Source organism: Lysobacter terrae (assembly GCF_054782215.1).
In genome coordinates, this window is sequence record NZ_BAAGSX010000001.1 from 994204 (window position 1) to 1008398 (window position 14195).

Genomic DNA, 14195 nt, shown 5'->3' on the forward strand with positions numbered 1-14195 from the left:
CGGGCTGAGCGGGAGATCCCGCTAGCCTGAGCCGCAGGCGAAGGTCGCGTATAGGTCGCGGCCCGGCCGCGCCCTACAATGCCGCCATGCCACGCCGCAGCCCCAAGGACGACAACGCGCCCGATCTGCTCGATACCAACCAGGATCACCTGCGTCCGTTGGCCGAGCGCATGCGTCCACGCACGCTCGATGAAATGGTCGGCCAACGCCGGCTGCTCGCGCCGAAGTCCGCGTTGCGCAAAGGCATCGAGTCGGGCCATGTGCACTCGATGGTGCTGTGGGGACCGCCTGGATGCGGCAAGACCACCTTGGCGCTGTTGCTGGCGCAATACGCCCAGGCCGAGTTCCAGGCGATTTCCGCCGTGCTCTCCGGCCTGCCGCAGGTACGCGAAGTATTGGCCGAAGCCGCGCAGCGTTTCGCGGGCGGACGCCGCACCGTGCTGTTCGTCGACGAGGTACATCGCTTCAACAAGGTGCAGCAGGACGCCTTCCTGCCGCATATCGAACGCGGCACGATCGTTCTGGTCGGCGCGACCACCGAGAATCCTTCGTTCGAACTCAACTCGGCTTTGCTGTCGCGCTGCCGCGTCCATGTCATGGAAGCCGTGTCGGCCGACGACATTGCGATTGCGCTCAAGCGCGCGCTGCTCGACGCGGAGCGCGGGCTGGGCGACCGCCACCTGCACATCGGCGACGAGCTGCTGCACCTGATCGCCACCGCCGCGGACGGCGACGTGCGTCGCGGCCTGACCTTCCTCGAGATCGCCGCCGACCTGGCGGGCGAGGGCGGCACGATCACCGAAGCGACGCTCGAACAGGTGCTCGCCGACCGCACGCGCCGCTTCGACAAGGGCGGCGAGCAGTTCTACGACCAGATCTCGGCGCTGCACAAATGCGTGCGCAGTTCCAACCCGGATGCGGCACTGTATTGGTTGGCGCGCATGTTCGATGGCGGCGCCGATCCCAGTTACCTGGCGCGCCGGCTGACGCGCATGGCGGTCGAAGACATCGGCCTGGCCGATCCCAGGGCCTTGCAGATGGCGATCGATGCCTGGGAGACCTTCGATCGGCTCGGCAGCCCTGAGGGCGAACTGGCGCTGGCGCAGCTGACGATCTACCTGGCGACCACAGCGAAGTCGAATGCGGCCTACATGGCCTTCAACGCCGCACGCAGCGATGTCCGCGAATACGGCACGCAGGAAGTCCCCCTGCATATCCGCAACGCCCCTACGCGCCTGATGAAACAGCTCGGCTATGGCAAGGGCTACCAGTACGACCACGATGCCGAAGGCGGCATCGCCCTGGATCAGACCGGGTTTCCCGATGCGATGGGCGAACGCGTCTACTACGAGCCGGTCGCACGCGGATTGGAAATCAAGCTGAAGGAAAAGCTCGACGCCTTGCGTGCCGCGCGCGAGGCGGCACGCAACAACGACGCCTAAAGAGTGCGAGGCAAGAACGGATGAATCTCTGGTTTCAGCAACTGTGGCTGGTGATGATCGGCGGCGCACTGGGCGCGGCCGGGCGCTTCTGGCTGGGCGGACTGCTGCTGCGCCGCATCGGCGACGGATTGCCCTGGGGCACCTTGGCGGCCAACCTGCTGGGTGCCTTTGCCGGCGGTTTCCTGGCCGTGTGGTTGGAAGGGCGCGGAACCTCGGCCTTGTACTGGCGCTGCTTTCTCGTCGTCGGCCTGCTGGGCGGCTTCACCACGTATTCCGCGCTGATGATCGAATGTCTGCTGTATTCGCGGTCGTCGCGCACCGAGCTGGCCTTCCTGTACCTGCTGACGACGCTGCTGCTGGGCTTGTTGCTGGTCTGGGGTGGCGCGCGTCTGGCCCATCTGTGGCGGCCCCTTTGAGCGCATGAAGGCGTGAATCGAAGGACATGATTTGAGGGAGATGTTCGCCAGGCTGAAAGTCTTGCCCCGCAGCGTGTGGCTGCTGGGATTCATCAGTCTGATGAACGACGCGGCCAGCGAAATGGTGTATCCGCTGTTGCCGTTGTTCCTGGTCGGCATGCTGGGCGCCGGGCCGCGCGCGCTGGGTTTGATCGAAGGCGTCGCCGAGGCCGCAAGCAGCCTGTTGAAACTCGTCTCGGGCATCTGGTCCGACCGTACGCGGCGCGCCAAACCCTTCGTCGTCGGCGGCTATGGCATCGCCGGTCTGGCGCGCACCCTGATCGCCGCGGCGACAGGCTGGTGGTTCGTGCTGGTGTGCCGGCTCGCCGATCGCATCGGCAAGGGCCTGCGCAGTTCGCCGCGCGACGCCATGCTCGGGCGCAGCGTCGAACCGGCGCAACGCGGCCTCGCCTTCGGTTTCCACCGCGCGATGGACAATGCCGGTGCGGTGATCGGTCCGCTGGTGGCGGCGGGGTTGCTCGCGCTGGGCATGGAGTTGCGCACGGTCTTCTGGTGCGCGGCCATTCCCGCGGTGATCGTGTTCTTCGCGACCTTGCGATTGCGCGAACCGGAAGCAGCGCAAGCGATCGCGCCCGCGCAACGCTTCAACTGGCATTTGCGCGAGTTCCCGCCGGTGTTCCGCCGCTATCTCGTCGTGCTCGCGCTTTTCATGCTGGGCAACTCGTCGAATCTGTTCCTGCTGCTGCGCGTGCGCGAGCTGGGCGTGCCGCAGGCGCAGATCCCGCTGTTGTGGGCGACGATGTCGGGCGTGGCCGCGGTGTTCCTGACGCCGCTGTCGGCCTTGTCCGATCGTGTGGGCCGCCGGCACCTGATCATCGCCGGTTGGATCGCGTACGCGGCGATCTATCTGCTGCTGGGCTGGAGCGGCCTGAAGCCTTGGGGCGTATGGGCACTGTTCGTGGCCTACGGATTGTTTATCGCGGCGACGGAGGGCGCGGAAAAGGCGCTCGTCGCCGACCTGGTACCGCGCGAGCAGTTGGGCACGGCCTTCGGCTGGTATCACCTCACGCTCGGCGCCGCGCTGTTGCCCGCCTCGCTGGTGTTCGGTTGGTTGTGGGAATCGGCGTCCGCCTTCCTCGCCTTCAGCTTCGGCGCAGGCTGCGCCTTGCTGGCCGCATTACTGATGGCGTTCTGGCTGCGCGGCGCGGCGCGCTGAGCTTCAACGGCGATTTCACCGTCGCAGTACGGCGAGTGGGGGAAGGTGGGCCCTCGCCCTTGTGGATTAATTTCGAGACACCGCCATGCACCAGCGTCTCATCGACGGCGCGCATTCGCTACCCCGCGCGCGCCGCGCCGGCAAGCTCGATACGCGCGAAGGCGAGTCCGAGCCTCTGCCGACGCTCACCAGTCCGGACCGCATCGTCTATCCGGACATCAAGGCGACCAAGAGGCAGGTCTACGACTACTACCGGGAAGTCGGCGAGCGCCTGCTCGCGGAGATCGGTGGCCGCCTGCTGTCCATCGTGCGCTGTCCCGACGGCATCGCCGGGCAACGCTTCTTCCAGAAGCATGCGGGCCGCGGCTTCGGCAACGCGGTCAAGCGCGTCCAGATCCGCGAAGCCGACGGCGATCTCGCCGAGTACTTCTACATCGACGACATCGCAGGGCTCATGCAGCTCGTGCAGATGAATGCCATCGAGTTCCATCCCTGGGGTTCACGCATCGCGGAACTGGAGCGTCCGGATCGCATGGTGTTCGACCTCGATCCGGATCCCACGATTGCCTGGAAGGACGTCAGGCGCGCGGCAATCGAGCTGCGCGATCGTCTGGCGGCGAGGGGACTGCCTTCGTTCCCGCGACTCTCCGGCGGCAAGGGCGTGCACGTGGTGGCGCCGCTGCAGGCACGCGCCGATTGGGACGAAGTGCGCCGGTTCTGTGAGGAATTCGCGGCTGCGTTAGCGAGCGAGCAACCCGAGCGCTACGTCGCGACCATGAGCAAGGCCAAACGGAGCGGCCGGATCTTCATCGATTGGTTGCGCAACACTCGCGGGGCGACCAGCATCGCGGCCTGGTCCTTGCGCGCACGCGCCGGAGCGCCGGCGGCGATGCTGCTGAGCTGGGATGAACTGGCCCGGATCCGCCGCCCGGATCGCTATTCCATCGCCGATGCCGCTGCGCGCGAGTTTCCGGCGGAGACGGCAGCACTCATCGCGAGCGCGCCACCGTTGCCCGGTTCGCGCGCTCGCCGTACTTCGCGCGGTCAGTGACGCAGGTGCGCGTCGGCATCGGGCGCGGAAGAACCCGGTGTCGGCGCGGGCATCTGCATCAGACCCTGGCCGTCGGCCAATTGCAGGGTCAACTCGGCATGCCGGCTGGCCGAGCGCGCCAGGCCGCCGCGGCGTCCTGCTTCACGCGCCTCCTGCGAATTGAACTCGTGGGCGTTTCCGCTCCGGTGCGCCGCACGTCCGCCCGCGCTGGCGATGGCGCGCTGGCGGTCGCTATCCATGGAAGCGAAGCCGCGGCCACGGCGGGTTTGCTCGCTGGTAGCCATGATCGGTTCTCCTGTCGTAAAGGTGAAGACGGATCCGCTCGTTGCCGCATTCACGAACGTCGTCGCGATCGGCAAACGTCGTCTTGATCGAGGGCATCGTCGATGTCCCGTTGCCCGGTGTTGCGGCGCCCGGGGTGTGCCACGGCCTGCCTCTCCCATGCAAGGGCGGAGCGTAGAAAAACCGCCGCATAGGCGCAGTGATGACTGTCCCCGGCGGTTGCCTGTTCGCGCTATCGGCCTGAGATGTTCGGAGCTGAAAATACAGCGGATTTTTCGCAGTCATTCGCACGTACAGCACGCGCGCATAACGGCGCGCGCTCCATGCTGCGCGCGGAATCGGCTGGCCTGTTCTTTGCTGGCTTTTCCGTCGACGGTCGTCATCCATTGCAGCCAGAGGAGGGTCCGAATGCGTGACTCCAATATCGGTCATGAACTGAAAGACATGGCGCAGGAAGTCGTGCGCTTTGGTGAGCGATGCGTGCAAGCGGGTCGCGATTGGCTTAACGAGAGGAGAGAGGATATGAACCATCGCAACGAAGGCGGCCGCCACGACCATCCATCGGGCCGCGGCGAATATGGCGCCGGACGCGAATTTGGCCAGGACGGCGGCAACACCCTGCGCGGGTCACCGCGCCAGAACCAGACCCGCGGTCAGTACGGGCTGGGCGAACAATCCGATCGCGACCGCAGTCAGTACGACCGCAGTCGCATGCAGCAACCGAGCTACGGGCCATCCAATCGCAGTCGCGGCGAGTACTACGCCGGCGGGCAGTCCGACGATCGCATGCGCAGCGCCGGATGGGAGGAAGATCGCGGTAGCTGGGATTACGAAGGCGGCCCCGAGCGCTTCAGCGCTACCGGTTACGGCGAGCAGGAATACAGCCAGGGTGGGCCGCGGCGGCAATACGGCTCGCAATCCGGCGGGCAGCGCGAAACCTCGGCGAGCGGCGATTACTACCGCGGCCGCCAGGGATACGGTGCGCGCGGATCGCATGGCAACGAGTACAACGCCTACGGCCGCAACGAAGGCTACGGCGAAGGCTCCGCCTACACCCGCCAGGCACCGCGCGGCAGCCAGTTGGGCGGCGAGAGCCAATTCGGTCGCCGCGGTGGCGCGCGCTACGGTGGCGAAAGCGCCGGCGGGCGCGGCTCGCTCTATGGCAGCCAGGACTATCTGGACGAAGGCGAAATGTCCGGTTACGGCGGTCGTGAACTGAGCTCGCAGCAATACGGAAGTAGCAGCTCCGGCCGTTACGGCACCGCGCCCGGCCAATACGGCTATGGCGGTTATGGCACCGCGGGCTATCGCGGCGTCGGACCGAAAAACTACCGCCGTTCCGACGAGCGCCTGGCCGAAGACATCAACGAACGCCTGACCGATGACGACGATCTGGACGCGACCGACATCAGCGTCCGCGTCGCCGACGGCAAGGTCACGCTCGACGGCACCGTCGATCATCGCTGGATGAAGCACCGCGCCGAAGACATCGCCGATGCCTGCATCGGCGTGAAGGAAGTCGACAACCGCATCCAGGTATCCAGCACCAGCAGCTCGCTGGGGCAGGGCAGCGACCTGCGCAGCGGTTCCTCGCGCGCAACGCAGGCGTCGCAGAGCGGCGCCTCGCCGTCGTCGGCGACCGGTAGCACGGGTACTGCGGGTGGTACGACGCCGCATTGACGCGATTTGGACGCGACGGGAGTCATCCTGACTCCACGCGGATGACACCACTCGCAAGAGCCGGTGTCGCAGCCTCTCTCCCGACACACTTAGGCTGGTCGGGAGAGAGGGGAAAGGGGGCCGAACAGGCGCGTATTCATCTGCATGCGCGGATTGCGGAATGATGGTTCGTTCGCGCAAACTTCACGGCAACACAACATCCGCGCTCGATCTTGCGCAGCGCGAGACGGGATTTTTCCCGTTCAACTTTTTCAACGATGAACGATTCATGGGCGTTGATTGAATCGCTTCACAGATCGAAAAAGGCGCCGCTGACTTTTTTCACGGCATCTATACATTCCCTGTGCATCCGGCGCGGTTGGGCCGGAATGGGCACCAAGCCGTCATCGTAAACCGATGCCGCGACGGCCGGCGCAAAGGGGAATGCAATGTCCGTTCAAGCACACGTGCGCGGAGCGCACGCGCGGGGAGTAGCACGCCGCGAATTCCTGAAGAAGTCCTCCATCCTCGCCGCATCGGTAGCGCTGGGCACGACCGCGCTGCCGGCGCTGGCCGCGTATATCGCGCCGACGCGCGCCCGCGGCGCCGCGATGCTGGACGTGCGGACCTATGGCGCGGTCGGCGACGGCGTGCATGACGACACGGCTGCCGTGCAGGCCGCCATCAATGCGCTTCCGGTCGATGGCGGCACCGTCTTCGTGCCCGCCGGCACCTACATGATCGATGCGGTGAAGAATCTGCGCCTGCGCAGCAGCATGCACCTGCAACTGGATCCGGCGGCGAAGCTGGTCGCGATCCCCAATGCCGCCGAGCGCTCCTACGTGCTCAACGTCTACAAGGTGAACGACGTCGAGATCTCCGGCGGCCAGATCATCGGTGAGCGTGCCCAGCACATGGGCACGACCGGCGAATGGGGCCATGCGATCATGATCCGCGGTTCCAACCGGATCACGGTGCGCGACATCCGTCTGGCCGACTGCTGGGGCGATGGCCTCTCCATCGGCGGCGCCGCGGCGACTACCGGCACGATCCCGAGCATGGACGTGGCGGTGAGCAACATCGTGTCCACCGGCAACCGCCGCCAGGCCGTCACCATCGGCCGCTCGCAGGGCGTGAAGATCTACGACTCCGAGCTCAGCTACACCAGCGGCATCAAGCCCGGCTGCGGTATCGACATCGAGCCCGATCCGGACAGCTCGGCCAGTACCAGCGGCGTGCGTGTCGAGAACTGCTGGATCCACCACAACGCCGGCAACGGCATCCAGGTCTACAAGACCGTGAAGAACGTGACGGTCAAGGCCTGCACGATCGAATACAACGAGGGCTACGGCGTCCTGTTGCTGAATGCCGACACCGGCTACGTGGTCAACAACAAGATCATGCACAACCGCCTGTATGGCGTGTCGGCGCGCACCGCGACGCATGGCTTCCAGGTCAGCTCGAACACCTTCCGCAACAACAAGACGCTCTATTACGGGGTGAAGGAATCCCTCGGCGCTCTGACGAGCATCGTCGGCACCGGCACCTCGGGCACCATGAAGAGTTCGTGGCAGCTCGAAGTCACCTCGGATTGCTACAGCATGAACGTGGGCACCAACTACTACGCGCTGTGATCCAAATGTGAGTCGTGATTCAAGGACGAAGTGGGGGCGATGGCCGGATGAGCGAACCTCATCTGGCCATCTTTTTTTTGCATTCTGAGTTTCAAGCGGCGATGGCGACGCTGAGCAGGTTGCGCAGATAACGATATCTTTGCATTTCGATACGACAGCGCAACCGTGCGCTGGGCCTATTCAAAATCCCTCGTTGTTGATCGGGCTCACAGAACGCGAATTCCGATCTGCATTTTTTCACTAGCTCTCTACATTCCCTTCCCGGTCGCAATCAGGACCGCGCGATCCGACGAAACGCCGCCAGGGATAACAACAAACTGCCGACGGTGGCCGGCGAGAGGGCAACCCCGATGTTCGATGCAGAACACGTGCACGAAGTGCACGCGCTGGATGCGGCTGTGTCCGCTGTTCATCCTGAACCGGCGCGTCGTGAGTTTCTGAAGAAGTCTTCTGCGCTGGCGGCGACGCTGGCGCTCTCCGGCATGGCCATGCCGGCCTTCGCGGCCGTCTATGTGCCGCCGACCCGCCAACGCGGCAGCACCGTGCGCAACGTTCGCAATTACGGCGCGCTCGGCGATGGCGCGCACGACGACACCACGGGCATCCAGCGCGCGATCGATTCCCTGCCGTCCACCGGCGGCACCGTCTATGTTCCGGCCGGCACCTATCTGATCGACGCCACCCGCACCGTGCGTCTGCGCAGCCTGATGCACCTAAAGCTGGACTCGGGCGCGAAGCTGCTGGCGAAGGCCAATTCGGCCAGCCGCTACTACGTCGTCAATGCTTACAACGTGCATGACGTGGAAATCTCCGGCGGCCAGATCGTCGGCGAGCGCGACCGCCACATCGGCACGAGCGGCGAGTGGGGCCACTGCATCGGCGTGCGCGGTTGCCAGCGCGTGACCGTTCGCGACATCCGTCTGTCGAAGGGCTGGGGCGACGGTCTTTCCGTGGGTGCGTCCAACGGTTCCACCACCATCCTCAGCGACGACATCGCGGTGGCGAATATCGTCGCCACCGGCAATCGCCGCCAGGGCATGACCATCGGCCGCTGCCGCAACGTCAAGGTCTACGACTCGGAGTTCAGCTATACCTCGGGCATCAAGCCCGGCTGCGGCATCGATATCGAGCCCGATCCGTTCGGTACCTCGCTTACCGATACCGTGCGCATCGAGAACTGCTGGATCCACCACAACGCCGGCAACGGCGTCCAAGTCTACAAGACGGTCAAGAACGTCGTGGTCAAGGCCTGCCAGCTCGAATACAACCAGGGTTACGGCGTGTTGATGATCCGCGCCAATACCGGCTACGTGCTCGACTGCAAGATCGCGCATAACCGCCTGTACGGCGTCTCGGCACGCGACGCCACGTGCTACTACCAGGTGGCTTCGAATACGTTCCGCAACAACAAGACCCTGTACTTCGGCGTCACCTCGTCCACGGGATCGCTGACCACCATCACCGGCACCGGCAGTTCCGACGGGCACAAGTCGTCGTGGCAGCTGGAAGTGCAAACCGGCTGCTATGGGATGAAGATCGGAACCAACTATTACGCCTTGTAACAGGCGATCGCCGCAGTAACTTCGTGACGAGACTGAGCGTGGCTTGAACGGCGCGCTCGGTCTCTTTGTGTCCATCCGATGAAGGCCGGGCGTGAGATCGCCTTCACTCGTGCTTCGGATAATGCGTCATCCAGCGATACGAAAGGATGACGCGGAAACGACATGAAGTTCATGTTCTTCGCCAACACGGATTGGTACCTCTACAACTTCCGGCTCTCCACGGCCTTGCATCTGAAGCAGCGCGGGGCCGACGTAGTGATGCTGTCGCCGCCTGGTCCATTCGGCGACCGCTTCGCCGAGCACGGCATCCGCTGGATCACGCTGCCGATGCAGCGGGCCAGTCTCAATCCCGCGCGGGAAGCGATGACGCTGCGCGAGATCGTTCGCGTACTCAGCGACGAACGCCCGGACCTCCTGCACAACTTCACCGTGAAATGCGCGGTGTATGGCGCGCTCGCGGCCAAGCTCGCGCGGATACCGGCGGTGGTGAATGCCGTCGCGGGGCTGGGCTACGTCTTCACCAGCGACGCGCTGATGGCACGCAGCCTGCGTCCGGTGGTCAAGGTGCTGATGCGCGGAACGCTCGGCGGCCACAACTCGAGGCTGGTGCTGCAGAATCCCGATGACGCCAGTACGTTTGTGGATTCCAAGCTGGTGCCCGAGCACCACATCCGCCTCATCCGCAGCTCCGGCGTCGATACCAACCGCTTCACGCCATCGCGACACGAGAATCAGCAGCGGCCGCTGCGCGTATTGCTCGCCGCGCGCCTGCTTTGGGAAAAGGGCGTGCAGGAATTCGTCGACGCCGCCTCGCTGGTGAACGGCCGCGGCCGCTCGATGGAATTCCTGTTGGCCGGTACCCCCGACCCCGGCAATCCGCGCTCGGTGGATCAACACCACGTCGAAGGCTGGGTGCGGCAGGGATTGGTGAAGTGGCTGGGTCACGTCGAGGACATGCCGGCGCTGCTGCGCTCGGTGGACGTGATGGCACTGCCGAGCTACTACCGCGAAGGCGTGCCGAAGAGCCTGATCGAAGGTGCGGCCTGCGGCCTCGCCCTGGTCACCACCAATCTTCCGGGTTGCCGCGAGGTCGTCAGCTGCCACGGCTTCGACGGCTTGCATGCGGAGCCACGCGATGCGGCATCACTGGCTGAGCTGCTGATTCGGCTGGACGACGATCGCGAACTGTTGAGGCGCCTGGGCGACGCCGCACGCCGACGCGCGCTCGCCGACTTCGACGAGCGTCTGGTGATCAGCCGCACGCTCGAGGTCTACCAGGAACTGCTTGCGGACTCCGGCTGGGAGCTGGGTGGCCTCAGCGCCGAACCGGCCCGGCGGGCAGCGTAAGTGTCCAGCTCGCATGCAAGCATGGCGGCGACGCGCCTTGCCGGCCTGAAACGGGCGGTCGCCGCGCTGTCGCTATTGTCGGTCGCGACGGCGGTCGGCGCCGTGCTCGTCCTGCTCACGCAGTCGCTGCTGGCGCGATTGCTGGGGCCGTCGATCTACGGCCTGTTCGCCTCTTCGCTGGCGACGGTGAGCATGATCGCGCCCCTGGCCGGCTTCGGTCTGTCGCAGTTCCGCCTGCGGGTCTACGGCGCCGAAGGCTGGAGCGCCGATCGATGGATTCGTCCCTCGCTACGGTTGAGCCTGATCACCGGCGCGATCGCCTGCGTCATCGTATTGGTGTGGGCGGTCTTGGCACCGGCGGCAACGCGCGATGTCCTGTTGCTGCTGCTTCCCGTGGTGCCGGCGTTGCTGGCCGTCGAACTGGTGAGTTGCAAGCTGCGGCTGGAGGAACGCTATCGCACGCTCGCCGGGTGGCAACTGCTGATCCCGGCCGGGCGATTGCTGGTCGCGCTGCTGGCGGTCCTGCTGACGCTCCGCCACGCCGTGCCGATCGCACTGGGTTATGGCCTGGTAGCGGCGGCCGTCGCCCTCCTGGCCGCACCGCAGGTGCGCGCCATGCTCGACGGGACGATGGAACTGCACGGGCATGGGCCGCGTCCCGCGCAACTCACGACGTTGGAGGTGCCCACCGCGGCGTACCTGTGGTCGCAGGCCTGGCCCTACGGTGTCGCGGCCGCGCTCTATCCGATCTTCTTCCAGGTGAGCACGGTGATGCTCAAATACTTGGGAGGCGATGAGCACGCCGGCCGCTTCGGCATTTCGATGGCGGTGATGTCGGCCATCTACCTCATCCCCACGACGATCTACCAGAAGTTCCTGTTATCCAAACTGCATCGCTGGGCGACGCACGACCGCCCGCGCTTCTGGCTGGTGTATCGGCGCGGCATCGTCTCGATGCTCGGTCTGGGCCTGGCCATCGGCGCGGTGCTGTGGCTGGTGATGCCGAAAATCGTTCCGTTCGCGTTCGGCCCGGCTTACCTCGGCGTCATTCCGATTCTGACGGTGCTCGCGCTTTGCCCGCCGATCCGCTTTCTTTCGACCGCCATCGGCTCGGTCCTGCTCACCGGCACGCATATGTATTACCGCGTGCTGATGATGGGCCTCGCGGCCGCAGTCACGATCGTCATGGATTTGTTGCTGATCCCGTCGTACCGCGAAATGGGCGCGGCCTGGGCGATCGTGACGGGCGAAGCGGTGCTGCTCGTCACCACCTGGATCGGGGCGCGCAAGTACGGTGCCGAGTTCCGCTGATGGCCGTGTTCATGCGACGGAAGGCTCCAGTTCACGACTGCATCACCACGGAAACCGATCATGTCTCGTCGAGTCGCCTCGCCATGAATTTGCGCCGATGAATGCGCGCACCCCGCCACAAGACACGAACCCACAGGAGCCGCGCCGTCGCGTGAAGACCTTTTATCTCTCCGGCCAGCGTACCTTCGGCAATCGCGGTTGCGAGGCGATCGTGCGCAGCACGGTCGCGCTGCTGCGCGCCCAGTGCGGCGACGTCGAAGTGCTGGTGCCGTCGCTCGACATCGAGCGCGATCGCGCGCAATGGCCCGATGCGGCCGATCACGGTGTGCGCTTCGTGCGTGCCTACCTGCCGCGCGTGGCCGGCTACTGGGTCCATCTGCAACGTCTGCCGGTGCCGTTCCTGAAGCGCGCACGCTGGCCGTTCCCAATGCCGTCCTGGCTGCGCCAACAACTGGCGGATGTAGATGCGGTGCTGGCCGTGGGCGGCGACAACTACTCGCTCGACTATCGGATTCCGTCGCCCGTCATGGGCCTGGATCGCTATGCGATGGACCTGGGCAAGCCGGTGATCCTGTGGGGCGCGTCGGTGGGACCGTTCGACCGCGAGCCTGGTTTCGTGCCGGCGGTGAAGCGGCACCTGGCGCGCATGAACTTCATTGCAGTGCGCGAATCGGCTAGCTACCGCTACCTCACCGAAAAGCTCGGATTGGCGAACGTCGTGCTGATGGCCGATCCCGCCTTCATGCTTGGCCGAGAAACCATCGACTACGCGCGCTTCTGGCCGCGCTGTCCCAATGGCGTATTGGGCGTCAACATCAGCTCGCTGATCGAGCGCTACAAGCGCCCCGAACAGGACCTGCGCGCGGAAGTCGCGGAGTTCATCCGCCGCGCCGTGCGCGACTACGGGCTGGGCGTGCTGCTGGTGCCGCACGTCAACCCGCTGCAGGGCGAACACAGCGGTGGCGACGCGACGTACATGGCCGATCTGCTGGAACGGCTGCAGGACCTGGGCGACAGCGTGACGATGATGCCGCACGAGCTCAATGCGGCGCAGACCAAGTACGTGATCAGCCAGTTTCGCTTCTTCGTCGGTGCGCGCACACACTCGACGATCGCGGCGCTGTCCAGCGGCGTGCCGACGGTGTCGATCGCCTACAGTGTCAAGGCCCGCGGCATCAACCGCGATCTGTTCGGCAACGAGGACGCGGTGCTGCCCACGACCGAGCTGTCGGCCGACCGCCTGCAGCGCAGCCTGGATTGGCTGATCCAGGAAGAGCGCCGGTTGCAGGAAACGCTGGCGCGGCGCATTCCCGAGCTGCAGGAACAGGCCAAGACCGCCGCGGCGCGCGTTTCGAACGCACTGGCCTGAGGAGGGACGATGCAGGCATCCGCGCCAGCGAACACCCTCGCGTCCCTCGAAGGCAAGGAGCGCGCGCCGGTAAGCGTAGTCGTGCCTTGCTATCGCTGTGCGGACACGATCGCCGCGTCGGTGGCATCGATCGCCGCGCAAACCCTGCCGCCGCAGGAAGTGCTGCTGGTGGACGACTGCAGCGGCGACGGCACCGTGCAAGCCTTGCGCGAGGTGGCGGCGGCCTATCCGGGCGGATGGGTGAAAGTGTTGGAGTCGGCGCGCAACGGCGGGCCCTCGCAGGCACGCAACATCGGCTGGGCCAACGCGAGCCAGGAATACATCGCCTTCCTCGATGCCGACGACACCTGGGCGCCCGCCAAGCTGGAATTGCAGGTCGCCGCCTTGCGCGAGGATCCGCAGATCGCCCTGATCGCCCACCGTATGGACGTGCGCGAGCGCGATGTCGGCGTGCCGCCGCTGCGGCCGCCGGTGCGCGTGCGCATTCTCGGCCGGCGGCGGCTGCTGTTGAACAATCCGTTCCCCACCGCGTCCGTGGTCCTCCGCCGCGATCTGCCGTTCCGATTCAACGAGAACTTCCGCCGCGTAGAAGACTTCCTGCTGTGGGCGCAGATCGCGTTCTCCGGCTATCGCTGCGCGAAGATCAATCAGACGCTGGCTTCGTGGCACAAGGCCAATTACGGCGCGGGCGGGCTGAGCGGCGACCTCGCGGCGATGCACCGCGCGGGCAAGGAAGTGCGCAAGGAGCTGCTGCGGCAGGGATTGGTGACGCCGACCGAGCATTGGATCGCGCGCGCGATCGGCATGGTCCGGCGTGGCCGCCGCAACCTGCTGATGCTGATCCGGGAAGCGATTGCGCGCCTCCGCCCGGCCGTGCACCGCGACGGCGCGCAGACCGGAGGTTGA

At 65.6% G+C, this 14195-nt stretch carries 13 protein-coding genes; 12 read left to right on the plus strand and 1 reads right to left on the minus strand.

What is annotated here, in order from left to right; genetic code table 11:
* The first annotated feature begins 86 nt into the window (after nt 1-86).
* The 4 genes from ACYVJ8_RS04815 to ligD all read left to right on the plus strand — a co-directional run bounded on the left by ACYVJ8_RS04815 (nt 87) and on the right by ligD (nt 4125).
* Nucleotides 87-1442 carry a replication-associated recombination protein A gene (locus tag ACYVJ8_RS04815; protein WP_460709823.1) on the plus strand — a complete coding sequence of 452 codons (1356 nt, stop codon included), beginning with the start codon at nt 87-89 and terminating at the stop codon, nt 1440-1442.
* A gap of 20 nt (nt 1443-1462) precedes the next feature.
* Nucleotides 1463-1858, plus strand: a complete 396-nt coding sequence (crcB, locus tag ACYVJ8_RS04820) for a fluoride efflux transporter CrcB (RefSeq protein ID WP_460709825.1) — start codon at nt 1463-1465, stop codon at nt 1856-1858.
* Nucleotides 1859-1898: 40 nt separating this feature from the next.
* The gene (locus ACYVJ8_RS04825; RefSeq protein ID WP_460709827.1) at nt 1899-3074 is read left to right on the plus strand and encodes an MFS transporter; all 1176 of its coding nucleotides are present in this window, start codon (nt 1899-1901) and stop codon (nt 3072-3074) included.
* Nucleotides 3075-3159: 85 nt separating this feature from the next.
* Nucleotides 3160-4125, plus strand: a complete 966-nt coding sequence (gene ligD, locus ACYVJ8_RS04830) for a non-homologous end-joining DNA ligase (RefSeq protein WP_460709829.1) — start codon at nt 3160-3162, stop codon at nt 4123-4125.
* Here ligD and ACYVJ8_RS04835 read toward each other — a convergent pair.
* Complete coding sequence (locus ACYVJ8_RS04835; protein ID WP_460709831.1) at nt 4119-4409, minus strand: KGG domain-containing protein; 291 nt, start codon at nt 4407-4409, stop codon at nt 4119-4121. The genes ligD and ACYVJ8_RS04835 overlap by 7 nt on opposite strands.
* Before the next feature lie 520 nt (nt 4410-4929).
* Between ACYVJ8_RS04835 and ACYVJ8_RS04840 the strand changes: the two genes are divergently transcribed.
* The 8 genes from ACYVJ8_RS04840 to ACYVJ8_RS04875 all read left to right on the plus strand — a co-directional run bounded on the left by ACYVJ8_RS04840 (nt 4930) and on the right by ACYVJ8_RS04875 (nt 14195).
* Nucleotides 4930-6087, plus strand: a complete 1158-nt coding sequence (locus tag ACYVJ8_RS04840; protein WP_460709833.1) for a BON domain-containing protein — start codon at nt 4930-4932, stop codon at nt 6085-6087.
* A 160-nt stretch (nt 6088-6247) separates the two neighbouring features.
* Nucleotides 6248-6370: a hypothetical protein gene (locus ACYVJ8_RS04845; protein ID WP_460709835.1), complete on the plus strand. Its 123-nt coding sequence runs from the start codon at nt 6248-6250 to the stop codon at nt 6368-6370.
* 145 nt (nt 6371-6515) lie between these two features.
* Nucleotides 6516-7700 carry a right-handed parallel beta-helix repeat-containing protein gene (locus tag ACYVJ8_RS04850; RefSeq protein ID WP_460709837.1) on the plus strand — a complete coding sequence of 395 codons (1185 nt, stop codon included), beginning with the start codon at nt 6516-6518 and terminating at the stop codon, nt 7698-7700.
* 350 nt (nt 7701-8050) lie between these two features.
* Nucleotides 8051-9262 carry a right-handed parallel beta-helix repeat-containing protein gene (locus tag ACYVJ8_RS04855; RefSeq protein ID WP_460709839.1) on the plus strand — a complete coding sequence of 404 codons (1212 nt, stop codon included), beginning with the start codon at nt 8051-8053 and terminating at the stop codon, nt 9260-9262.
* Nucleotides 9263-9424: 162 nt separating this feature from the next.
* Complete coding sequence (locus ACYVJ8_RS04860; protein ID WP_460709841.1) at nt 9425-10609, plus strand: glycosyltransferase family 4 protein; 1185 nt, start codon at nt 9425-9427, stop codon at nt 10607-10609.
* Nucleotides 10610-10630: 21 nt separating this feature from the next.
* The gene (locus ACYVJ8_RS04865; protein WP_460709843.1) at nt 10631-11920 is read left to right on the plus strand and encodes a lipopolysaccharide biosynthesis protein; all 1290 of its coding nucleotides are present in this window, start codon (nt 10631-10633) and stop codon (nt 11918-11920) included.
* A 151-nt stretch (nt 11921-12071) separates the two neighbouring features.
* Nucleotides 12072-13289, plus strand: a complete 1218-nt coding sequence (locus ACYVJ8_RS04870; protein WP_460709845.1) for a polysaccharide pyruvyl transferase family protein — start codon at nt 12072-12074, stop codon at nt 13287-13289.
* Nucleotides 13290-13298: 9 nt separating this feature from the next.
* Nucleotides 13299-14195 (plus strand): glycosyltransferase family 2 protein, encoded by an 897-nt coding sequence (locus ACYVJ8_RS04875; RefSeq protein ID WP_460709847.1) that lies wholly within the window; start codon nt 13299-13301, stop codon nt 14193-14195.

What these genes read in the sequence shown, in the direction of transcription:
- ACYVJ8_RS04815 (WP_460709823.1), top strand. Translation starts at nt 87, where the DNA reads ATGCCACGCCGCAGCCCCAAGGACGACAACGCGCCCGATCTGCTCGAT.
- crcB (WP_460709825.1), top strand. Translation starts at nt 1,463, where the DNA reads ATGAATCTCTGGTTTCAGCAACTGTGGCTGGTGATGATCGGCGGCGCA.
- ACYVJ8_RS04825 (WP_460709827.1), top strand. Translation starts at nt 1,899, where the DNA reads ATGTTCGCCAGGCTGAAAGTCTTGCCCCGCAGCGTGTGGCTGCTGGGA.
- ligD (WP_460709829.1), top strand. Translation starts at nt 3,160, where the DNA reads ATGCACCAGCGTCTCATCGACGGCGCGCATTCGCTACCCCGCGCGCGC.
- ACYVJ8_RS04835 (WP_460709831.1), bottom strand. Translation starts at nt 4,409, where the DNA reads ATGGCTACCAGCGAGCAAACCCGCCGTGGCCGCGGCTTCGCTTCCATG.
- ACYVJ8_RS04840 (WP_460709833.1), top strand. Translation starts at nt 4,930, where the DNA reads ATGAACCATCGCAACGAAGGCGGCCGCCACGACCATCCATCGGGCCGC.
- ACYVJ8_RS04845 (WP_460709835.1), top strand. Translation starts at nt 6,248, where the DNA reads ATGATGGTTCGTTCGCGCAAACTTCACGGCAACACAACATCCGCGCTC.
- ACYVJ8_RS04850 (WP_460709837.1), top strand. Translation starts at nt 6,516, where the DNA reads ATGTCCGTTCAAGCACACGTGCGCGGAGCGCACGCGCGGGGAGTAGCA.
- ACYVJ8_RS04855 (WP_460709839.1), top strand. Translation starts at nt 8,051, where the DNA reads ATGTTCGATGCAGAACACGTGCACGAAGTGCACGCGCTGGATGCGGCT.
- ACYVJ8_RS04860 (WP_460709841.1), top strand. Translation starts at nt 9,425, where the DNA reads ATGAAGTTCATGTTCTTCGCCAACACGGATTGGTACCTCTACAACTTC.
- ACYVJ8_RS04865 (WP_460709843.1), top strand. Translation starts at nt 10,631, where the DNA reads ATGGCGGCGACGCGCCTTGCCGGCCTGAAACGGGCGGTCGCCGCGCTG.
- ACYVJ8_RS04875 (WP_460709847.1), top strand. Translation starts at nt 13,299, where the DNA reads ATGCAGGCATCCGCGCCAGCGAACACCCTCGCGTCCCTCGAAGGCAAG.